The sequence below is a fragment of the Haliscomenobacter sp. genome, from assembly GCF_041740695.1.
GTDB lineage: Bacteria > Bacteroidota > Bacteroidia > Chitinophagales > Saprospiraceae > Haliscomenobacter.
The window spans coordinates 1-22,415 of the sequence record NZ_JBGSLK010000050.1 but is presented as its reverse complement, the minus strand read 5'-3'; the positions used below and the strand labels follow the sequence as shown (position 1 = coordinate 22,415).

General features: G+C 47.2%; 18 protein-coding genes. 8 read left to right on the top strand and 10 right to left on the bottom strand.

The annotated features are described in order from the left end of the window. The first annotated feature begins 265 nt into the window (after window positions 1–265). Entirely contained in the window at window positions 266–1,636 is a 1,371-nt protein-coding gene (rmuC, locus tag ACEW9O_RS10785; protein ID WP_373550171.1) for a DNA recombination protein RmuC, read from the top strand. A gap of 94 nt (window positions 1,637–1,730) precedes the next feature. Here rmuC and ACEW9O_RS10780 read toward each other — a convergent pair whose 3' ends face one another. The 3 genes from ACEW9O_RS10780 to ACEW9O_RS10770 form a co-directional block, all read right to left on the bottom strand. Continuing rightward, a complete protein-coding gene (locus ACEW9O_RS10780; protein ID WP_373550170.1) occupies window positions 1,731–2,852 on the bottom strand; it encodes a sensor histidine kinase in 1,122 nt (373 codons plus the stop codon). 232 nt (window positions 2,853–3,084) lie between these two features. Further along, window positions 3,085–3,903: a ZIP family metal transporter gene (locus ACEW9O_RS10775; RefSeq protein WP_373550169.1), complete on the bottom strand. Its 819-nt coding sequence runs from the start codon at window positions 3,901–3,903 to the stop codon at window positions 3,085–3,087. Window positions 3,904–4,041: 138 nt separating this feature from the next. Further along, complete coding sequence (locus ACEW9O_RS10770; RefSeq protein WP_373550168.1) at window positions 4,042–4,896, bottom strand: mechanosensitive ion channel family protein; 855 nt, start codon at window positions 4,894–4,896, stop codon at window positions 4,042–4,044. A gap of 134 nt (window positions 4,897–5,030) precedes the next feature. Here ACEW9O_RS10770 and ACEW9O_RS10765 point away from each other — a divergent pair, with 134 nt between their 5' ends. Beyond that, a complete protein-coding gene (locus tag ACEW9O_RS10765) occupies window positions 5,031–5,438 on the top strand; it encodes an EVE domain-containing protein (RefSeq protein WP_373550167.1) in 408 nt (135 codons plus the stop codon). A gap of 143 nt (window positions 5,439–5,581) precedes the next feature. Here the strand turns inward: ACEW9O_RS10765 and ACEW9O_RS10760 are convergent, their stop codons facing one another. Further along, entirely contained in the window at window positions 5,582–6,970 is a 1,389-nt protein-coding gene (locus tag ACEW9O_RS10760; RefSeq protein WP_373550166.1) for a GH1 family beta-glucosidase, read from the bottom strand. 132 nt (window positions 6,971–7,102) lie between these two features. Between ACEW9O_RS10760 and ACEW9O_RS10755 the strand changes: the two genes are divergently transcribed. Continuing rightward, entirely contained in the window at window positions 7,103–9,028 is a 1,926-nt protein-coding gene (locus ACEW9O_RS10755; RefSeq protein ID WP_373550165.1) for a sodium:solute symporter family protein, read from the top strand. Between the two features lie 165 nt (window positions 9,029–9,193). Here ACEW9O_RS10755 and ACEW9O_RS10750 read toward each other — a convergent pair whose 3' ends face one another. Further along, on the bottom strand, window positions 9,194–11,017 hold the full coding sequence (locus tag ACEW9O_RS10750; protein ID WP_373550164.1) for a family 16 glycosylhydrolase: 1,824 nt from the start codon (window positions 11,015–11,017) through the stop codon (window positions 9,194–9,196). A 142-nt stretch (window positions 11,018–11,159) separates the two neighbouring features. Here ACEW9O_RS10750 and ACEW9O_RS10745 point away from each other — a divergent pair, with 142 nt between their 5' ends. The 3 genes from ACEW9O_RS10745 to ACEW9O_RS10735 all read left to right on the top strand — a co-directional run bounded on the left by ACEW9O_RS10745 (window position 11,160) and on the right by ACEW9O_RS10735 (window position 12,673). After that, window positions 11,160–11,528, top strand: a complete 369-nt coding sequence (locus tag ACEW9O_RS10745; protein ID WP_373550163.1) for a hypothetical protein — start codon at window positions 11,160–11,162, stop codon at window positions 11,526–11,528. A gap of 139 nt (window positions 11,529–11,667) precedes the next feature. Then, window positions 11,668–12,084 (top strand): SET domain-containing protein, encoded by a 417-nt coding sequence (locus ACEW9O_RS10740; RefSeq protein WP_373550162.1) that lies wholly within the window; start codon window positions 11,668–11,670, stop codon window positions 12,082–12,084. A 358-nt stretch (window positions 12,085–12,442) separates the two neighbouring features. Further along, entirely contained in the window at window positions 12,443–12,673 is a 231-nt protein-coding gene (locus tag ACEW9O_RS10735; protein WP_373550161.1) for a hypothetical protein, read from the top strand. Window positions 12,674–12,774: 101 nt separating this feature from the next. On the opposite strand, the gene ACEW9O_RS10730 is transcribed toward ACEW9O_RS10735, so the two are convergent. Both ACEW9O_RS10730 and ACEW9O_RS10725 read right to left on the bottom strand, forming a co-directional pair. Next, on the bottom strand, window positions 12,775–14,328 hold the full coding sequence (locus ACEW9O_RS10730) for a hypothetical protein (protein WP_373550160.1): 1,554 nt from the start codon (window positions 14,326–14,328) through the stop codon (window positions 12,775–12,777). A gap of 681 nt (window positions 14,329–15,009) precedes the next feature. Beyond that, window positions 15,010–16,056 carry a UDP-glucose--hexose-1-phosphate uridylyltransferase gene (locus tag ACEW9O_RS10725; RefSeq protein ID WP_373550159.1) on the bottom strand — a complete coding sequence of 349 codons (1,047 nt, stop codon included), beginning with the start codon at window positions 16,054–16,056 and terminating at the stop codon, window positions 15,010–15,012. 233 nt (window positions 16,057–16,289) lie between these two features. On the opposite strand from ACEW9O_RS10725, the gene ACEW9O_RS10720 reads away from it, so the two are divergent. Both ACEW9O_RS10720 and ACEW9O_RS10715 read left to right on the top strand, forming a co-directional pair. After that, window positions 16,290–17,477, top strand: coding sequence for a glycosidase (locus tag ACEW9O_RS10720; RefSeq protein ID WP_373550158.1), 1,188 nt, complete (start codon window positions 16,290–16,292; stop codon window positions 17,475–17,477). Between the two features lie 122 nt (window positions 17,478–17,599). Next, window positions 17,600–18,799, top strand: coding sequence for an AGE family epimerase/isomerase (locus ACEW9O_RS10715; protein ID WP_373550157.1), 1,200 nt, complete (start codon window positions 17,600–17,602; stop codon window positions 18,797–18,799). Window positions 18,800–18,879: 80 nt separating this feature from the next. Here the strand turns inward: ACEW9O_RS10715 and ACEW9O_RS10710 are convergent, their stop codons facing one another. The 3 genes from ACEW9O_RS10710 to ACEW9O_RS10700 form a co-directional block, all read right to left on the bottom strand. After that, window positions 18,880–19,545, bottom strand: coding sequence for a hypothetical protein (locus tag ACEW9O_RS10710; protein WP_373550156.1), 666 nt, complete (start codon window positions 19,543–19,545; stop codon window positions 18,880–18,882). Window positions 19,546–19,553: 8 nt separating this feature from the next. After that, window positions 19,554–20,645 (bottom strand): SH3 domain-containing protein, encoded by a 1,092-nt coding sequence (locus ACEW9O_RS10705; protein ID WP_373550155.1) that lies wholly within the window; start codon window positions 20,643–20,645, stop codon window positions 19,554–19,556. 145 nt (window positions 20,646–20,790) lie between these two features. Then, the gene (locus tag ACEW9O_RS10700) at window positions 20,791–21,657 is read right to left on the bottom strand and encodes an RNA polymerase sigma factor RpoD/SigA (RefSeq protein ID WP_373550154.1); all 867 of its coding nucleotides are present in this window, start codon (window positions 21,655–21,657) and stop codon (window positions 20,791–20,793) included. Window positions 21,658–22,415 lie beyond the last annotated feature (758 nt).

Genomic DNA, 22,415 nt, shown 5'->3' with positions numbered 1-22,415 from the left:
GCGGTGCACTCGAGTTTTGGATTCAATTAAACCTCATTTTGCCCAGAAAACCTCGTCAACGTCATATCTTTGTGCCCTCTGTGCTGCCATTGCGTCCTTTGTGCTAAAAAATGTCGCTTTGGTAGTCTTCAGATTTGGGGATAGTTTATGTTCCACTATAATTTCATAGTGGTTTTGAACAAAGCAAAATAGAGAAATCACCACCGGGTTTTTGACTTTATGTAAGGATTTTTTTTATCTTTACAAAATCAAAACATCCTGTATTATGGACGGTACTCTTGGTTTTTTGTTGGTTGGCCTCTTGATCGGTGCTATTCTGGCCTGGATTTGGGCACGTTTGCGTTTGCAAACCCACGCGGTACTCAAGACGGATTTGGACAAACAGTTCGTACGTCGAGAACTGCACGAAGCCAATGAGCGACAACTGCTGAGCTTGCAACAAGAACTCCGCCAACGGATGGAGGAGCTCCGTCAGCTCTCCGGCCACCTGGCCTCACGCGATCAAATGATCATCAACCTCGACGACAAACTCCACCACCAAAAGCAAGAATTGGAACAACTCCAGACGCGTTTCCGCACGGAATTTGAAAACATAGCCAATCGGCTACTGGAGGAAAAAAGCCAAAAATTCACTGCACAAAACCAGGAGCAAATCGCTGCACTCCTACACCCGCTGCGCGAACACATGCGCGATTTTGAAGACGTAGCCGAAAAACGGTTCATCGAAGAAACCCGCGACCGCATCTCCCTCAAAAAAGAAATTGAACAACTGCGCGAACTCAACTCTCAGCTCAGCGCCGATGCCAACAACCTGGCTACCGCACTCAAAGGCGACAACAAAACCCAGGGGGACTGGGGGGAATTACAACTGGAGGTACTGCTGCAAAAAGCGGGCTTGAGCCGGGACATACACTACCGCACCCAGGCCAGTTTTGTGGACGAGAATGGCCGGGCCAAACGCCCCGATTTCATCATCAATTTGCCCGAAAACAAACACCTCATCATCGATTCCAAGGTGTCGCTCACGGCCTATGAGCGTTACTTTCAGGCCAATGATGACCTCGGGCGCCAAGTGGCCGCCAAGGAGCACCTTGACAGTCTGCGCCGCCATATCCGCGATTTGAGCGAGAAGAACTACCAGCAATTGTATCAGATCAATACACCAGATTACCTGATGTTGTTTGTACCGATTGAACCAGCTTTTGCCCTGGCCTTGCAGCAGGATCAAAAGTTGTTCACCGATGCCCTGGAGCGCAACATCGTGCTGGTCACTACCTCAACGCTCCTGGCGACCATGCGCACCGTGTCCTTCATCTGGAAACAGGAGCGCCAAAAAAACAATGTGCTTGAAATTGCCCGCCAGAGTGGCTTGTTGTACGATAAGTTTTGCGCTTTTGTAGACGACCTCAAAACCATCGGCACCCGTTTGGATCAAACCCAACTGGCTTACCGGGATGCCATGAATAAACTGCTGGAATCTCCCAAATTTGGCGATACCCTGATCGGCCGCGCTGAACGCATCAAGGAATTGGGGGCAAAAACCTCGAAGCAATTGCCCAAGGATTTATTGGATCAAGTGGAAGCGCTGCCGCTAGACGATGGGCAGGAAAACTTCGTTGATGACGACCTGAGGTGATCTTAGGTGTCTTTGGTTTCTTAGGTGGTAAAAAAATGTCATAGCTGCTTTTTTTCACCACCTAAGAAACCAAAGGCACTTAGAGATTTTGCTTTTAATTCAAGGATTTTACCAAAGTGCTTTTAGTGGCCGCCTTGGAATCGCCAGCCTGATCAAAATTTTGCAGCGGAATTTTCAGCACAATCATAAAAGTCTCTTCTTCATCAAAAACCTGCAATTCGTACTGGTCTCCATAGACCAAATCCAGCCGCCGCGAAACGTTTTTTAAACCAATCCCTTTGGTGTATTCTGCCTCGGGTTTGTTGTCGTCTTCCGCTTTGCTATTTTCTACTCGGAGGCTGAGCTGTTGTTCTTTTAAGGTAAGATCTATACTGATGAAGGCTTCTTCTACTTCTTTGCTCACCCCGTGTTTGAAAGCATTTTCTACAAAAGGCAGCATCAGGAGCGGCGGAATTTGCTGGGTACTCACGTCTCCTTTAACCGAAAAACTCACTTCCAGGCGATTGCCATAACGGTATTGTTCCAGTTCAATGAGGTTTTGCATTTGTTGGATTTCCTTGCGCAAGGGAATCAGCTCTACGTTGCAATCGTACAGCATGTAATCCAGGAGGTGCGACAACTTGAGCACTACTTCGGAAGACTTGGGCGAATTTTGCAGCGTCAGCGCATAAAGTGTATTCAAGGTATTGAACAAAAAGTGCGGATGGATTTGCCCTTTCAAAAACTTCAGCTCCGCATCCAGTTTTTCTTTGCCCAATTCCTGGCTGAAACGTTCGGTTTGGTAGTTTCTTTTGATCAACTTAATGGCAGAGGCCGCAAATACGACCAGATAAACAATACTTGACCGTTGAATGGCCTTGGCCAAACTGGTCAGCGGATATTTTTCGTAATCGTAATCCGGGATGTAAATGGGAACGTAAAAGGTGTGCATTAACAAACGATCGGTATACCCAAACAAAATTGCTGAAACCAAAAACATCAGGATCAGGCTCGGGTATTTGCGCGCATCCAAAAAACGGGGAATCAAATAATACAAAGTAAAATACACTGCCAGCATTTTAATGGGCAGGGTCGCAATCACCTCCATAAAGCCCCGCCAATAATCATCTCGGGTCGACCCGTATAGGAGCGTGGCATACAACATGTAGATGGTCCAAAACAAACCATGCGACAAAATGCGGTAACGAGGGGATAGGAATTTTTGGATCACTGTCATTGGATTCCCTCTTTTTAGCGTGTGAGGAACTTAGATTTTGGGTGAAATTAATTCAATTTTTGATCTCCCGTTGGGAATGGCGATCAATGACAGTGCTTTGAGGTTGAATGTCGACAAATGGATTACGTCGACCACTCAACGAATTGGGAAGTGTCGGGTAAAAATGCCGAATGGTCGGGTGAAATGGGGGGATGATCGATTGAAAAGGAAAAAAATGAATGCATCACTGAGGTTATCCCAAAGCCACATCCAACACCATCATGATGCTGAAGCCCGTCAAAGTCGCCATGGTTGCCAGATCCGTATTGCCCGCATGCTGCGCCTCGGGGATCAATTCTTCCACCACCACATAAATCATTGCACCCGCCGCAAAAGCCAGCGCATAAGGCAAAATGGGCTGCATCACCAGTACCGCCGCAGCGCCAATTACCCCGGCGATGGGCTCCACTATTCCCGATAACTGCCCGTACCAGAAGGCCTTGCGACGCGTCATGCCTTCCCGGCGCAAGGGCACAGATACCGCAGTGCCTTCCGGGAAGTTTTGGATGCCAATTCCAATGGCCAAGGCTACTGCAGCGCCCAAACTGGCACTGGGAACCCCTTGTGCAACTGCCCCAAATGCCACACCCACTGCCAAACCTTCGGGGATATTGTGCAGTGTGATGGCCAAAACCAGCAAAACACTCCTTCGCCAACTGGTGGGCACGCCCTCGGCTTTGTCGAAACCCAGGTGTAAGTGCGGCAAAAACTGATCGATAAAATGCAGGAACAAACCGCCGCCCATAAAGCCAATCAAGGCTGGCAACCAGGCCGGCAAACTTTTGCCCTCACTCATCTCAATGGCCGGCGCTAGCAGCGACCAAAAACTGGCTGCAATCATCACGCCAGCCGCCAGGCCCAACATCGCGTCGAGGACCTTTTGGTTGATGGTTTTGAAGAAAAAAACCAGTGAAGCACCCAATGCTGTCACCCCCCAGGTGAAACAGGTTGCGATTAACGCTTGCAGGATGGGATGCAAGGCGATAAAACTTTCGGTAATGGTATGGAACATAGGTTGATCTTTATTTGATGAATCAAAAATATAATTTAGATTGGTCTAAATAAAGATTCGGGCATTACTTTTTTGTACCTACAATCGAGGGGTTTTACGATTTTAAAACAATACAAATAAGTGTTTTGTCGAATTGAATTATACCTCTTCGGCCTTTAAAGCCTTAATCTGCGGCACTTGAGGCATGCTGATCTCAGCTTGATCAAAGCGTTTTTTTACGGATTCAAACAGGTCGCAGGAGATGATAAAGGCATCGCCAGAGTTTTTTGCCCAAACCCAGGCGCGTAACCGGATGCCGTATTCATCGATCCTGATCACCCGGACTAGCATTTCTGGTTTCCCACTTTCGATGTCCTCGAAAGTTCGGTTGTCGCAGCGCAGGGGATGTTTCAGCGCTTCATCGGACAAGATACTTTTGACCAAGTCGATGTCCGACTTGACATCCACTGTAATTTCAAAAAAGGTACAAATTTTATCGTCCGCAAAATCGGCATTGATGATCACCTCCTGGCTGAGCACCGAATTGGGAATGATGATGCGGCGGTTTTCAAAATCCCGAATGATGGTGTGCCGCAGGGTAATGTCCTCCACCAAACCACTGAGCTTGTTGTCGCGCAAACGCAGCCGATCGTTGATGCTAAATGGCTTGAAAATAACAATAAAAATACCACTTATGATATTCGACAAAGCATTTTGCGACGCCAAACCAATCGCGACCGCCAAAATTCCCGCCGCTCCTAACAATGAAGTTGCGATGGCTTTTAAGCTAGGCACCGAAGAAATGGCCCAGCCAATACCGATCACATAAATCACCCCCGACAAAAAATGCCGCAAAAAATGGTAATTAATTGGGTCACCTTTGATGAGTTTGATGGCTTTTTCGATGAACCGTTTGGAGATGCGGTCCATGATGTAGGCCACGATGGAAGTGGCCAGCAAGATGCCGAGAAAGGTGACGACGAGGCCGAAATGAGTGCGGAAAAATTCGTTCATTGTAGAGTGTGTGGTTGGGGGGTAAAGGTAGGGAGAATTTAAACACATCAACAAGTATCACAGCAATTAGGATCAAAGGAATTTACAGGTTTTCTTGCCAAATTCTTTTCTAACTTGCGGCAAAAAAAATCAGTATGAACTACTGGCTCGTCAAATCCGAACCCGACGCTTACAGCTACGATGAACTAGAACGCACTGGCCGCGGCATGTGGGATGGTGTGCGCAATTACGCTGCCCGCAACAACCTGCGGGCCATGCAGGAGGGGGATCAAGTTTTGTTTTACCACAGCAACATCGGGCTGGAGGTGGTGGGTATTTGCCAGGTCGCCGTGGAGCATTACCCCGACCCTACGGCGGAATCGGGCGATTGGTCGGTGGTGGAGGTGATCCCGGTACGTCGCCTGAAGCGGGGGGTGACTTTGAAGGAAATCAAGGCTACACCGGAGCTGGCGAATATTGGTTTGATCAAACTGAGCCGTTTGTCGGTGATGCCAGTGGCGGAAGCGGAGTTTGAAAAGATCCTGGCGATGAGTGAGGTGTAGGTTTAACGCTACGCACAAATCCCTAAGGTGACCCTTCAGTGCCTTAAGTTTCTTAGGTGGTGCAAATATGCCCTGCTCCGCAGTGCGTTTCTTTTTTCACCACCTAAGAAACTTAAGGCACTTAAGAAGCACCTTAGAGGGTATCACCAACCATTTTCAGCGATCACCCCCGCGTACCACTCCGCCGAAGCCTTCGGCACCCGCCGCAAAGTCCCTTCCTCCACGTACGTAATCCCAAATTTTTTGGAATACCCCGAAGCCCATTCAAAATTGTCCAGCAGCGACCAGATGAAGTAGCCCTCTACCTTTACTCCACTGGCAATCGCCTCCTGAATTGCGCCCAGGTAGCCCTCAAAAAAGGCGATCCGCTCCAGATCTGCCACTTTCCCATCCCGCAATTGATCATCAAAAGCACAACCATTTTCAGTGATGTAAATGGGTGGATTGTCATAACGCGCGGTAATCCATTGCAGCAGTTTGCGACAACCCCAAGGCACGATGGCCCATTGCATGGCCGTGAGCGCCCAATCGGGGGATACGCTGAGGTTCACATCCTGGTCCGCACTCAGGCCGCCGTTGCCGTATACACTGCCTGCTGCGTTGTTTTCACTCGCATCGGCGGCATACATGGTGGTGTAATGGTTGAGGCCAAAAAAATCGGAGGAGCCCTGGATCAGTTCCTTTTCTGCGGGCGTAAAGCTAGGCAAACGGTCACCCAAACGCTCACGCATTACCGCCGGGTAATCCCCTTTGTAAATTGGATCGGCAAACCAGGCCAGGAAAAATTCCAGGGCCCGTTCAGCAGCCGCTTGATCGGCTGGACTGTCGGTGAGGGGTTCGCGCCAATCACAATTGTTGGTGATGCCAATTTTGCCACCTTGTTGGGGCTGGTAGTTTTGGCGGTAAACCTGTACGGCTTTGGCGTGCGCCTTCAGGAGGTTGTGGCCAGCCAGATAGGGCAGGTCGGGGGATTGAATGCCGGGGGCAAAAACACCGTGCCCGTAGCCCAGGATGGCGACCACCCAGGCTTCGTTGATGGTGATCCAGTTTTTGACCCGGTCGCCGAAGTGCTGGAAACACAAATCGGCATATTCCGTAAAAGCATCGGCGATGCCTTCGCCCAGCCAACCGTGTAGTTCAAACTCCAGGGCGGCGGGCAAGTCCCAGTGGTAGAGGGTGACCCAGGGTTCGATCCCCGCTAGCAGCAACTCGTCGATGAGGGCGTTGTAAAAATCGATCCCGGCTTGATTCACTGCCCCACGTCCGGCTGGTAGCACTCGGGGCCAGGAGATGGAAAAACGGTAGGCTTTGATGCCGAGTTGTTTCATTAGAGCCACGTCTTCGCGAAAGCGGTGATAGTGGTCGCAGGCGGTATTGCCGGTGTCGCCTTGGTGGACTTTGCCGGGTATCATACAAAAGACGTCCCAAATGGAGGGGCCTTTTCCATCGCTCAAATGGCCCCCTTCGATCTGGTAAGCCGAGGTAGCGCTGCCCCATAGGAAATTTTCGGGGAAGCTTTTGTTTTTTGTCATGATCTAATGCTTGTTTAAAAATTTCCAGCCAAGTTATTTTTTTTTCGTTCCTTAGTCACACATTCCATGTGCTTTAATCATACGTTTTTTATAAAGTTTATTTTTGATCACAACAAAAAAAACATCTTTTTCATGCTCTCTACGCTTGATCTCCTGATCATTGCCGCCTATTTCGCGTTGATGATCGCGCTGGGTTTGTACATGCGCAACCAGGCCAAAAAAAGCAAAGACGCCTACCTGATGGGCGGCAAAACCCTGCCATGGTACATGCTGGGTTTGAGTGACGCCAGCGATATGTTTGACATCAGCGGTACCATGCTGCTGGTGAGTATGGCCTTTTTGTACGGCTTCAAAAGTGTGTTCATCCCCTGGATGTGGCCGGTGTTCAACCAAATCTTTTTGATGGTCTTCCTGAGTCGCTGGTTGAGGCGAAGCAATGCGACAACCGGGGCCGAATGGCTGGGCACGCGTTTTGGCCTCAACGATAAGGGTGTGCGGCAAAGCCATCTGATCGTGGTCTTTTTTGCCCTCATTTTGTGCATCGGGTACATGGCCTACGCCTTTGTGGGGGTGGGCGAGTTTTTACAAATCTTCTTGCCTTACGAGCGGGTGCGCGAGGTGTTGCCTTTCCTGAGCGCGGGCGAAGGGGCGTATGGCCTGGGTACCCCTGAGTATGTGAATGCCTTGCAAGCTTCGAAGCACCATACCGCCCAGTTTTATGGGGTAGTCATTTCGCTGGTGGCTATGTTTTATAGCATTGTGGGGGGCATGCACGGGATTGTACTGGCCGATGTGATCAAGTACATGGTGATGATCGTTTGCTCCCTGTTTGTGGGGGTAATTGCGATGAACCATCTGGCGCAATCGGATGTGGATATTTTGAGCAAAGTGCCTGGAGGCTGGGATTCACCATTTTTCGGTACCCATTTGGGCCTGGATTGGTCCGACATGCTGAATGATGCGCGGATCAAAATGGAAAAAGACGGCTATCAACTCTTTTCGGCGGTAGTCGGGATGATGCTGATCAGCGGGATCATGAAAAGTTTGGCAGGGCCAGCCCCCAATTACGATTGTCAAAAAATCCTGAGTACACGTAGCCCGGAGGAAGCCGCCAAGATGAGTGGCTTTATTTCGGTGATTCTGATGCCCATTCGGTATTTCATGACCATGGGTTTTTGTGTGCTGGGCATTCTGTACTTTGAACAATTGAACCTTACGCGCCTGGGGGAGGGCATCATCAATTTTGAAAGCATCATGCCTGCGGTGATCAGCAAATACCTGCCCGTGGGTTTGATTGGTTTGGTCTTGGCGGGTTTCCTCGGCGCTTTTATGAGCAACTTCAGCGGTACTCTGAACGCGGGCCAGGCTTATTTGGTGAACGATATTTACCTCAAATTCGTCAATCCACAAGCTGAGCGCAAGCAGATCATCACCATGAGTTACCTGAGTGGGGTGGTGATGGTGATTTTTGGGATTGGCCTGGGTTTGTTCATCAAGGATGTGAACATGATTTTCAACATCATTACTGCCGGACTTTATGGTGGGTTTGTGTGTGCAAACGTGCTGAAATGGTACTGGTGGCGCTTCAATGCGACCGGGTATTTTTACGGGATGTTGGCAGGGATTGTGGCCAGTGCCATTCCACCCGCTTTGTCGGTGAGTGGCATCACCAATTATTTTGATGGGACCCGGATGTTGTACTTTTTCCCTGTGTTCATCGTCATCCAGCTCATTGCCTGCATCCTGGGGACCTATGCGGCGCCGGCGACCAATCAGGAAACTTTGTTGAGCTTTTACAAAACGGTGCGGCCCTGGGGTTTTTGGAAACCGATCCATGCGCTGGCGGTGGCGGAAGATCCAACTTTTGAAGGCAATAAAAACTTTGGGGTGAACATGCTCAATTTGTTTCTGGGAATCACCGGGCAATTGTTGCTCATGCTCCTGCCGATGTACTTGATCCTGAACAAGTGGACGGGGCTGGGGATAGTGCTGGCGCTGTTGGTGGTGGTGTTTGTGGTGATGAAACGCACCTGGTGGAACCGCCTAACTGACTGGTGATTTAAGGTTTTTGAGCACATAAACTCTGAGGTGTTTCTTTAGTGTCTTAGGTTTCTTAGGTGGTGAAAATATGCCCTGCTTCGCAGTGCGTTTCTTTTTTCACCACCTAAGAAACCTAAGACACCAAAGAATTCACCTCAGTAGTTGAGTTAAAATAGAGAATTTTTAATTCCCCTTCACCCATTTTTTGACCGCCAGCTTCCCATCGGCGCGCAACACCTGCACAAGGTAGGTGCCCGGAGCGGCAGCCTGCACTTTCATTTCCAATATTTGCTGTGGCAAAACCCTTTCCGAGCTACTTTGCATGATTTTTCCATCCAAGCTAAGCAGGGTAGTTTGCAGGATGGTTTCCTCACCCAGGTTTTCCAATTTCAAGACTTCTTGCCCTGGATTAGGGGATAGCTGGAATACTTTGTTGGCATCGATCAGCGCTTCCCGCACACTGGTAATGGCTGGTGCGTAGGCATCGAGATTGTCGAAGTGGTAGGTATTGCTCGAGAAGGTATTGGGCTTGAACAGCAGCACGTAGCGATCAATCGCCGTAGAAGCAGTGCCCCCGTCGGGCCGATCCAGGTACGCCAATTCCAGGCGTTCCCATTCATTTTGTTTAGTGGTAAAAGCCTGATAGCGGCTGTGTCGGCCCGTTGGGTAGTTTTGGGCCGAGCGAGCGCCGTTTTCCGCCTGGAACAGCACTTCAGTGCCCACCGGCGCATTCGTATACACATCGATGAAAAACTTGCGCTCCTTGCTGAGGAAAGACCCCAGATCGCTGATCGGGCTGCCTTCGTATACGATGACATCGTATTGCGAACCGCCATTGCGCACGTATCTGCCGACCAGTGGGGTACTGTTGATGCCAGTCGTATTGGGATTTGCAACGTTGTCACTGAAGGTGCCGTTGGAAAAGGTCAGTTGGAGAGGGGAACTGTCGTCAAAATTTTCCAAGGCTTTTTCTCTAGCCAGTCCGGGTTCAACCTTTACATAGACGCTGAGGGTCTTTTTCCCACAAGCCGTTTCTACTTCTGCGGTTAATTCCCCGCCGCTGGTGCCCCATTTAATGGCGACATCGCGGCTGCCTTGGCCGGAAGTGATTTCGGCCCCAGCGGGGGCTTGCCAGGTGATTTTGGCGGTATTGTCTACGCCATTGAGGGTATATACGGTGAAGGGTGCTTTGAAAGGGACGGAAAGGGGGCCGCTCAGTGTTTGAGCCTTGGTGTCGTAAACCCGCACGTAATCCACTTCCAGCACTTGTGGGAAAACCGTGCTGCCATCGGGGCTACCGGGCCAAGTGCCGCCCACGGCCAGATTGAGGATGAAGTGAAAGCGTTGGTCAAAAGGCCAGCGTTCACCGCCCAGATCGGTGGTTTTTTTGGTGGAATACAAATAATCGTCGATGTACCAGCGGATTTCATTGGGTTCCCATTCTACGGCAAAGCGGTGGAATTCTTTGCTGAAGTCTTCGCGGTAAGCGTCGTAAGAGCCACCCGTAGACTTGTTGTTGGGCCAGTCGGGGCCAAAGTGAATGGTGCCGTAAATTTTTTTCGGCTCCCGACCGATGTGCTCCATGATGTCGATTTCACCACTTTTGGGCCAGCCTCCGTATCTGTCGTCGGTGGGCATCATCCAAAAGGCAGGCCAGATGCCTTGGCCATAAGGCATCTTGATGCGGGCTTCCATCCGACCATAGGTGAAGTCACCTTTGTTGATGCTGCGGATGCGGGAGGAGGTGTAAGTATTGCCGCCCAGGTTTTCGCGTTTGGCGGTAATTTTGAGCAAGCCATCACTCACCGAAGTGTTTTCTGGGCGATAATTTTGTAGTTCGTTGTTGCCCCAGCCACCGCCGCCGGTTTGATGGGTCCATTTTTGCAGATCGAGACTGGTACCATCGAATTCTTCGGCCCAAACCAATTTTGGGCATTGGGCATTAAGCTGGGTGAAACCCAAGTAAAAGGAACCTAGGAGGAGTAAAGCTAATCTGAACCGTTTCATGTTGATGTAGGTTGTTGTAATGTTGAGCAAAACAGCTTCTAAGAGATGCTAAAATAGCGTCTAAATATCTTTAACTTTTGCGAAACAAAAATGTTGCCAACGGAATAAGTGGGAAACACGTCTAACTAAAAAAACAAAAACCATGCGCAAGCTCCTATTTTTTATACTCGTAGCGATCGGATTGCAATTTTGTACGGACGAAAATGCCGTAGCCAAACTAGAAGGGTATGCAGAACACGAAGCCATCCTCCAAAATCAACTGCCTGTTGACGGTTGTGATTGGCATTTTGGGGTTGATCTGGACGACGAGTGGGGGCAATTTGTAGCCGACAAGGCCAGCCAGCCCAAAGTAGATGCCCTCATCTTACAAGCAGAACCGGTGTATGGTATTTCGCAGGTAAAAGTCAAAATCCGCTACCGCCTCACCGGAAATGAACGCGAGGTGCAATGTGGCTGGAATACCAAAACGAAGATGGCGGAGATTGAGATTGCGAGTATAGAGAAACTTTGATAAAGATGAAAGATGAAAGATGAAAGATGAGAGATGAGAGATGAGAGATGAAAGATGAGAGCGGGTAAGCCTATGGTTTCCGGCTTTGTTGTCATCTTTCATCTTTCATCTTTAATTTTTCATCTCTATCTTTGTACTTATGCAACGTATTCCTTCTATATATTTCGGACCCAGTGAATTGGGTGGACGTGGGATTTTTTCCACCGAGCCAATCTCGGCTGATTCTTTGATTGAAATTTGTCCGGTTATTGCCTGTCCAAAGGAAGACCTACCGGTCATCCACAAAACTTTCCTGCACGACTATTATTTTTTGTGGGGTGAAAACGACGATGAATGTGCGATCGCCCTGGGTTTCGGCTCATTGTACAATCATTCCCGCGAGTCCAACGCCCGCTATTGGTGCGACCCTGACAATGCAATCATTGAAATTTGGAGCATTCGGGACATTGAAGTAGGGGAGGAGATCACCGTGAATTACAATGGTGATCCGGAGATACAGGATCCGGTATGGTTTGAGGAGGGAGGCAGCAGTGAGCCACCAGCAGGTAGCGTTTAGCGCTGAGCGTATTTTCTTTTAAAAAGGTTAGGGATAATTATTGCTTGATTTAGATGACCACTAAATTAAGGGTTAAGGCATATTGATATTTCAGGAAGATTTTTTTAAAAAAAGTAGATAAAGGATGATAACCACTTAACGGAATGGGTATAAAGAAGATGAGAAGCAGATAGAGAAGCACAATTTAATGGCCAATGCTTCAAGGTCTTTTCTCATGATTGGCTGCTTAAATCCCTTGCTGCCCGGCAAGGTTTAAGCTTAAACTTTAGAAGCCACCAGCGGGCGCGGTGATTCTGGTCAGAGGTTCTGGCTAGACTTCTAAAGGGGCCTTTTATCTCATTGCGAAAATCCAAAACACATGCACACTAATCAAGTGAAGGGTCTCCCTGCGCTAGGGGCCTCCGTTTGCCTAATCAAGAAGGCGTTCAACTGGAAAATGCTAGCCATACTCATGATTACTGCAGCCAGTTTCAACCTGAGCTCCTGCACTGCCTTTGATGGTGGAGGCCAAATTACGCCACAAGACCAAGTTGATGATGAACTCGGACCTGGCTGTAAAATTGTGAATGACGTGATCATTTGCCCATAAGCACAAGGACAAATCCTACGAAGTAATTTTGATTATTGAATAGGTAGAATAAATAGGAAGGACGGGAGCCTGATGTCAGGACTCCCGTTCGTTTTTTTATTTTAAGCTATTTTTGACAATTGATGGGTTATCCACAAACGATTTGATAAAGGTGCATTGCTGTTCAACAAATTCAAAATTTCTTCCAGGATAGCTGCTTTTTCCTTTTCATCGGTTTTTTTTTGGTAGTAGTAAAGTTTAGACACCACCCATCTGAAATTAATGTGAGGTGAAGTATGTTCCTCACTGAGGTGCTCTCCCTCAATCAATCGTTGGAAATATTTTTTCAAGTTATCCATGGTTTTTACCACACCTTCCTTGTAATCCTCATCTTTTTGATCAAGTAAAAAATTTTCATAACTCAGCATAGCTCTTAGTTCTTTGATGCGTAAATCATACTTTAGCTGTGTTTTATAGTTCAACGGGAAGGTCTTTTCCAATAAATCCCATGCCTCATTAATCTTATGCTCTCTTTGGAGCGTATAACTTCGGCATAAACTCAAAACCTGGTCCTTGACGGAGTTATCCAAAAGTTTTGAATGGGTTTCTTCAAATTGCTCCAAAACTTCATATTTTCCAAGTGCTTGAGCAACTAAAAAGAAATTCAAGTATTCGCCATCTGAAATACTTCCTTCATAGGCATAAAGCCCCTTTTGGTAGAGGTACATCAACCATTCGAAAAGTTCGTCAAGCCAGATTGTTCCCAACTGGTAATAAAGCCCGCTAATGTAGTTCGCACATGTTTTGCTTAATGCAAGGAGATCACTTTTAGCCAACTCATATTCAGCCTTATAAAAACTCACTTTAAAATCAGGATAGTGTAGGTTGGGTATTACATTTTTGGTTTTTAAGATGTTGATCATTTTCACATACAACTTGACAACGATAGGATCCTTACTGTTGTCACCACTAGAAATAGCTTCAAATGCGTAATCAAATTTCTTAATCATGTCATTATCGGGAACATTTCGATTGAACATTTCCAGATAATTACTTAGGGTAGTTAGCTCGAAAAAGGTATCGAATGAACTAATGTTTTGTTCAAAAGTATTGGAACCATTGGTTTGATCAGCATATTTGTCGTAATAGCACTGGTGTTCCAGCCACCATTTGTCAGCTGCTACCATTAAAGTGAGCGTTGTTCTATTGAGGCTGGTCCTCAAATCAGCAGCAGCTTTTAAAAACAGGCCATGGTTATTCCTTTCTTTAAGGCTTTTTAACAGCGCTTTTTGATAAGCCTGTTTATCGTTTAGGACATGGGTATAAACGATAAACTGTTCGATCAACTCGAGAAGGGTCTTGAACTGTTGAATGAGTTTAGATAAATGAGTAGCTGCAGAATCCGTCTTACGGCCGGATGAGTACCTACTGATCAGTTTCTCATCGTTCAACAGGTCGGCTCGGTCATTTTTTAAGGCAATGTTTAGGTGAGCAGCAAGTTCAGCAACATACCGATTGCACTTGTGCATAGGAGCGTTTATAAACTCAACCAATGCCGGGCGCTCCTTGCTAGTCAGTACTTCCCAAAAAGCCCGATATTGCTTCAGGAGATCAAGGGCTTGATCGCGCAAATTTTCATTTTCTGGCATAGGATTGACAACTTTAGTTTCATTCAATTAAAAAATTGGTTTACAGGAAGTTAGGATAAAATAAAAGGGGGGAATTTTGAATAAAAAAATTCAACAAAGCGTTTTCGTCTTTGGGTTTTTAAAGGCGAGATTGTAGGTTTGACTTAACAAAAAAAAAGAGATGAAACCAAAGTTTAAACACATCCAAGATCTAAGGCATAGCTCCGTTTTCCCTGGCCTAATCCAAGAGGTCTGCACTAATGCCCCTTCGAACGGAGGTCTGCTTGCTCTCCAAATTCTTGGAATCCACACAAATTAAACTTTGGTATTCGGGAGCCAGTGAGCTCTGTGCTCACTTGGCTTCCATTCAAATCTCAATATACGATTGATCAGGTAACTTTTTTAAAGGCTAGAGCACAAATTATTTTTAACTGATTAGAAATCCTAACTTATTTGGTTCAGCTTAGCTTAAAATAATAGGCTGATAAAATCAATGAGTGGCCGATGAAAAAAGATTTGGAAGGTATGTCAACTTTTGTTAGAGACAATTAAACAGCACTAATTAGCCTTGGGACGAATAAACTTGAATGCTAAAAATTAAGAAGAATTATAGTCCGTGTTTAAGTTCTTTACCCAGTTAATACCAATTTTGCCACAGTAAGACGAAGACAAAAGGCTTAAGCATTCCCAAACCGAGGAGTTGAAACATACTCCTCGGTTTTTTTATGTCTAAACCATAGCTGAATAATGTATTTCAGCCAATCCCCTCAAACGCTCTGCCGCATATTCTGCCGTCACATCTCTTTGAGGTTCTGCAAACAACTCATAACCCACCATGAATTTCTTCACAGTAGCCGAGCGCAACAGCGGTGGATAAAAACTCATGTGCCAATGCCATTCAGGATGTTCCAGGCCATCGGTAGGGGCTTGGTGAATGCCTGCAGAATAAGGAAAAGAGGTTTCAAACAAATTGTCAAACCGGATGGTCAAGGCTTTGAGGATTTGAGCAAAAGCATTTTTTTCCAGCTCATTCATCTCTGCAATGTGGCGCATCGGGCGGCGGGGTATAATCATGGCTTCGTAAGGCCAGATGGCCCAAAAAGGCACCAGTGCTACAAACTCCTCGTTTTCGAGCACAATGCGGCTACCTTCTTTTAGTTCCTGTGCCAGATAATCTCCCAGCAAACTGCGCTGGTTTTCCTTCCAATATTGTTTCTGCTGGATGGTTTTCAGGCGAGTTTCTTGTGGGATCGTGGATTGAGCCCAGATTTGTCCATGCGGATGAGGGTTGCTACACCCCATAATTTCGCCCTTGTTTTCAAAAATCTGGACATGCTGAATGAAATCAATGGCGCCCAATTCCAGGTATTGTGCTTGCCAGAGTTCGATTACTTTGCCGATGGCGGCCACTTCCATTTGAGGCAAAGTGAGGCCATGATTAGGTGAAAAACAGACCACTTTACAAATGCCTCGTTCCCCTTTGGCCTGGAGCAAACCTTGCTGAAAAGGGGCATCCGAAGAGACTTCCAACAGTGCAGCAAAATCATTGGTAAAAACAAAAGTGTCTGGATAATTGGGGTTTTGGAAGCCTCCTGCGCGCTCATTCCCGGGGCAGAGGTAACATGTGGCGTCATAACTGGCTTTGCGGCTGGTATCAGCTTTTTCAACTTTACCTTGCCAGGGGCGTTTGGTGCGGTGGGGTGAAACCAGCACCCATTCACCGGTGAGGATATTGTAGCGGCGGTGGGGATGTTCGTGGAAGTCTAATGATTGCATTTTTATTAGTTTGGGACAAAAATACACATTGGCCAGCGCTTGAATGAGCTTTTTACACAAATTACCGTTACAATTGTCCCCGTCAATTGTGACCTGATGCGACCCTTTTTTTACAATAGATTGTTCATTTTTGCAAAACAATCGCCTGTAAGCGGGTTAAAGATCACAACAAATTTTTGATTTGGGATGAGGCAAATGGCCCTCATCCCAGCAACTTGTTCAAGCCAACTACGATGAGTACTGTTTTTCAACAACGTTTGGCTCAACTCGAGGCCCAACACCAGGATTTGATCCAGACCCCCAACCAGGCAATTGTTCCAGGCAATGGTATTTTTGAGCGCTACCGAAACCCAGTGCTCACGGCTGCTCATACCCCCTTGTTTTGGCGTTACGACTTGAATCCACAAACGAATCCCCATCTGATGGAGCGTTTTGGGATCAATGCCGTGTTCAACGCTGGGGCCATCAAATGGCAAGGGAAATATGTGGTTGCCGCTCGGGTAGAGGGTATGGATCGCAAATCGTTTTTTGCCATTGCGGAAAGCCCCAATGGCATCGATCAATTCCAATTTTGGGATTACCCGATCACCATGCCCGAAACCGCTGATCCTGATACCAACGTTTACGACCTGCGCTTGGTGGCCCACGAAGACGGCTGGATTTATGGCCTGTTTTGTTCCGAACGAAAAGACCTTTCGGTTCCGGCTGCAGATACCTCCTCAGCCGTTGCACAGGCAGGAATGGCTCGTACCAAAGACCTAGTCAATTGGGAACGGCTCCCTGACCTTAAAACGGCTTCGGCACAACAGCGCAATGTGGTGTTGCACCCTGAGTTCGTCAATGGGAAATATGCCTTTTACACCCGACCACAAGATGGGTTCATTAGCACAGGAACAGGTGGTGGCATCGGCTTTGGTTTGGCTGATAACATGGACAACGCCGTGATTGAAAGTGAAACCATCATCCACGAGCGTCGTTACCATACGGTTTATGAAGTAAAAAATGGACAGGGCCCAGCGCCGATCAAAACCGACCGTGGGTGGTTGCACCTGGCGCATGGGGTACGCAATACCGCGGCTGGATTGCGCTACGTCTTGTACCTGTTTATGACGGATTTGCAGGATTTGACCAAAGTCATTCACCAACCCGCTGGGTATTTCCTGGCACCGGAAGGCGCTGAAAGGGTAGGGGATGTGTCCAATGTAGCTTTTTCGAATGGCTGGATTCTGGACGATGATGGGACGGTTTTTATTTACTACGCATCTTCCGATACCCGCTTGCATGTGGCTACTTCTACGCTGGATCGTTTGGTGGATTATTGCATAAATACCCCTGAGGATGGGTTTCGTTCAGCAGCAAGTGTGGAAACCCTCAAGGCGATTATTCAACGAAACAAGATAGAGATGAAAGATGAAAGATGAAAGATGAAAGATGAAAGATGAGAGATGAGAGATGAGAGGCTACCGCAGCGGCGGCGACAAGTCGAATCTTTTGTCTTTCATCTCTCATCCTTCATCTCTCCTCTTTCATCTCTAATAAAAATATGTTCTCCAACGATAAAGCCATTTTCCACCGATTTCATGCCGAGCTCCAAAGCGAGTTGACCGAAATCCTGCATTTCTGGTCAACCCAAACCATTGATCATCGGCAAGGTGGATTTATTGGCAAAATGGACAACCAAGGCCTAGTGGATTATACGGCGCCGAAGGGGCTGGTGCTCAACGCAAGAATTTTATGGACTTTTTCTGCCGCATACGCCAATCTCCATGATCCGATGTATTTGGCGGTGGCGCAGCGAGCCTTCGGCGTTCTTTCCACTCATTTTTATGACGACGACTTTGGGGGCTATTATTGGTCAGTCACTGCAACTGGTGCAGCGCTGAATACCCGCAAGCAGATTTATGGGCAGGCTTTTGTATTGTATGCTTTGGCGGAGTATCTGCGGGTGTTGGATGAGGAACAGCAAGCAGCTGTACTACAGCGTGCCAGAGCCATTTTTGATTGGATTGAAAAACACAGTTTTGACCCACAATTCAATGGATACTGGGAGGCGGTGGCCCGAAATGGCACAGCTTTGGAAGATCTGCGTTTGAGCGACCGCGATAGCAATGCGCCCAAAACCATGAATACGCACCTGCATATTCTGGAGGCTTACGCCAATTTTTACCGCAGTTGGCCCGATTCTCAATTGCATGAGCGACTCAAGAACCTGATTGATTTATTTTTGGATAAGATCATCGATACTGAAACAAAGCACCTGATTTGTTTTTTTGATGCCCAATGGAATTCAGTTCCGGCACCCGTATCTTATGGGCATGATATTGAAACGGCCTGGCTCTTGCTGGAAGCAGCGGAGATCGCGCAGTATCGAGTCGAGGATGCCCGTGAAATGGCGGTAGCCGTAGCTGGAGCAGCAGCGGAGGGTTTTGATGCCCAAAGTGGTGCCTTGCTGTACGAAGATCATTTGCCTGAAAAACACTGGTGGGTGGAAGCGGAAGCCATGGTGGGTTTTTTGAATGCCTGGGAATTGACCCAGGAGGAACATTTTTTGGGAAAATCATTGTCCTGCTGGGCCTATATCCAAATCCATTTGAAGGACAAACTAGGTGGAGAATGGTACTGGGGCATTGATGCGCAGGGTAATGTAATGGCAACTGAAGACAAAGTGGGCTTTTGGAAATGCCCCTATCACAATACCCGGGCCTGTTTGGAGGGGATGCGGCGCATTAGCAAGTATTTATAAAAGGGACAAGACTGTTTCATACATCATCAATAGTGTGTTAACCAGCCGATCAGGAGTGCTTCCTGACGGCTGGTGTTTTTTTATACTTTGCGCTCGACCATTTCAAAGATGGCAATGGCCAATAAAATGGCTTCTTCCTCCTTGCTCAAATCATTGCGTACAAAATCAAAACAACGCTGGCTCAAGGTGTCTTTGCCACCGGGCCGTGGCGCTACGATATTGCCAACCGCCCGTCCTTGAATGGTCATTTCCATTTTTGCGGGTTTAGACTTATCTAGTTTGGCGATCATTTTTTGGCTGCGAGCCCCGATGAGTTCCCCGGTTTTTTCATTGTAAACACCCAAGGGTTGCTGGTCAATTACCAAGTTTACTTCATCCCCTTTGATCCAATAAGTGTATTCATGGTGATAGGTTTTGGCAAAAATCAGGGCATCGCGTTTGTTGGACAGATACTTACGGTGATAATAAGCCGCAGCGGGTTCTTCAAAAATGGTCACAAAAACACCGCGCTGATCAGTGGTAGCCCGTTTTTTGATGCTTTTGTCCATTTCTTTGGAAGACAGCGACTCCAGGTCCTCGGTACGCATGGGGGTAAGATCGGGCGTACTTTTGAGTACTTCCTGGCGAATGGTCTTGAGGTCAGCCTGGATCTTTTTTTCTCCAGGTTTAAAATTGGGGAAACTTTGTGAAAACAAATAAAAGCCTGCCCCGGCTACCATGATGGCTGAAATTGCAAGTATGCCCATTTTATTTTTTATTTCGTTCTTCCCGCCTGTACATCTGTTCGAAGACCATACGTTTCTGGTTTCTGAAGCTGTTGCAAGCGGGTTTCGAGTGCAATTTTATCCGCTTTCGTCAAGACCACCAAATCTGAGCGACAGATTTGTGTCAATTCAGCGATAATCTTTTCCCGCGTTTCCCAAAAGGCTGCGCGCGAAGCGGTAATATCGTCAATGCAACGATTTTTATAGCCAATAAGATCATGGTCAAAGGCCGTTTTTCGACGGTACAAGGCGTCCAACTGTTGAAGGGTTTGAAAATGCAGACCACGGCCAAGCAGGCTATGGGTTAGCTCTCTATCCGTTTCGATGACGTAATGAGGATAGAGGTACTCAATGCTGTCGCTTGGAAATTGTTGGATACACCAATCAAAAAAATCATCATCACTTTGCCCTTTGGTCTGCAGTGCTTTTCGTTTGTAGTCGCCAAAATGGGTGAAAAAATAATAGGTGTCCCCTCGAGGATTCATTTGGGGGACTACGCCAGGCAATACCTGGGGCAACCAAATGAGATTGGGCAAGGTGTAAGTGGGGTCCACCGCCAGCGCAAAGGAAGTATGCAAAGCCAGTGAATCCAGTACCTCGCGGAACTGATGATAAGCCTGGGCCAATGCTACATCGGTGTGGGCGGCTTCGAAATTGCGGCTGTACGTATCGATTTTTTGGGCTAAAGAAGGGCCAAAAAGTGCAGCGAGGCGTTTGGGCAGTACTTGTTTTGCCGCCTGCTCCTGGCGATTGTACAAGACTGCACCGTAGACCCAGCCAATTTCTCCTTTGTGGGTACGCACCTTGAGCCAGGGCTCGGTATATCCCTGACCGTTGAGGGATAAGGGGGTCAAAAATGGGCTTACCACCCCCAGGTCTTTGAGTATTTCACCAGGCTTGAGTTTGCGAAGGGCTTTGCCTTGACTACCTGGGGTAGAAAACAAGCGTAAGCCCGTTTTAAAAACCATGATTTGAGCCGGATCCGCTGGAAAAGGAGCATCTTTAGAAGAGCAGGCCAGTAAGTTGAAAAGAAAGACAAGGCATAGTAGATAAGGGATGGATGCCTTGAAAAAAAGCTGCATATGGGCAGAGATTTAAATAGAGATGGGGACAAAAGACAGTATTCAGTGGTTCTTCACTTCCGCCGCACAATCAGTAATTACTGATGCCTCTCGTCCCCTCCGTTACAACAAAGAAGTTGTTGCTCAGGGGCAACAACTCACCCAATTAGCCTAAATAAGATCTTAAATTATTGCGGTTGTATGATTTGCGCAAGCGGCGAATGGCGCGCTCCTTGATTTGGCGTACGCGTTCGCGGGTCAAACCATACATTTCACCAATTTCTTCCAGTGTAAGGGGTTTTTGGCCCTCTAGTCCATAATAAGCCGAAAGAACTTCCACTTCGCGGATGTTGAGGATCGACAAACCTTGTTTTACTTCATCCTTGAGGGATTGTTCCATCAGGCGGAAGTCGGGGCCCATGTCGTCTTGGTCAACAATGACGTCCAACATGGTTGAATCACCTTCCTCGCCACTCAAGGGCGCATCCACACTCACGTGGCGACCGTTGCCTTTGAGCATATTCCCCACTTCTTTGGGGTTCATTTCCAGCAATTCGGCCAGTTCCTCGTTGGTCGGTTCACGTTCAAATTCCTGGATAAAGGCGAGGTATGCTTCATTGACTTTATTGTATGAGCCTACTTTATTCAGTGGCAAACGGACAATGCGCGAATATTCTACGATGGCTTGCAGGATGGACTGACGAATCCACCACACCGCGTAAGAAATGAATTTAAAGCCTTTCGTTTCGTCGAAACGTTTGGCGGCTTTCATCAAACCTACGTTGCCTTCGTTGATCAAGTCACTAAGGGAAAGCCCCTGGTTTTGGTACTGTTTGGCTACGGACACTACGAAGCGCAAGTTGGCACGGGTCAATTTGGCCATAGCATCGTCGTCACCTTGTCGAATGCGGCGCGCCATCTCTGCTTCGTCATCGGCAGTAAGCATAGGAATCTTACCGATGTCGTTCAAGTATTTGTCGAGGGCCAAACTTTCGCGGGCCGTAATTTTGTTCGTAATTTTTAGCTGACGCATAACTTAGGAAGTTTTGGAATTAAGTTTTAACAAATGGGGTTGCTTTCTTAAGTTAAACAAAGAGTAAACAATGGTTGAGGGCATCATGTTCGTGTCGACCACTTTACATCCGGCTCCCCTTATCATACGCTTTCCTCTTAAAAATAGTTTCAAAATTTGAGAAAAACTTGATTTTATGAGAAAAAAATTGCAAATCGGAGGTTTTTTCTGGGATCTGCTCTTTTAGACGCAAATTGTACGCCAAAGGTGTGGGGAAAAGTATCACAAATAAAGAAAATTGGCCTCATATGAGACTAAAATAGCCAGATCACCTACGGAAATGGGGCCTATTTCGACAAAGTAGATTACTCAGTAGCCGTAAATGGAGATAAGCAGGTTGATGAAAGTATTGGATTTTGTCATTCAATGGGCTTGACCATCATTTCAAAAGCAGTAGGCTATCGACAGGGCTAACCTATTGCCGAACTAATTTTAAGGTTTTTTGGCGAAAATTGTTCAGATCGATCACTTGCAAAAAATAAACTCTCCGGGGCAGGGCTGTTAAAGCTTGGGAAACGGCTTTTTTGTCCTGAAAGTTGCCAGATCTTTATGTGCATGCAATAGAAAAACCTAGCTTCGTTGTAACTATTTAGCGCCCGAAGGGCGCGACATATATTTGGGTGCTGCAAGCAGCACGAAGTTCATTGAAAACATTGAGTTGATGCTTACGACAGGTACTAATGAAGCCTTGAATTCGGGCATAGGTTTCAGCACCCTCG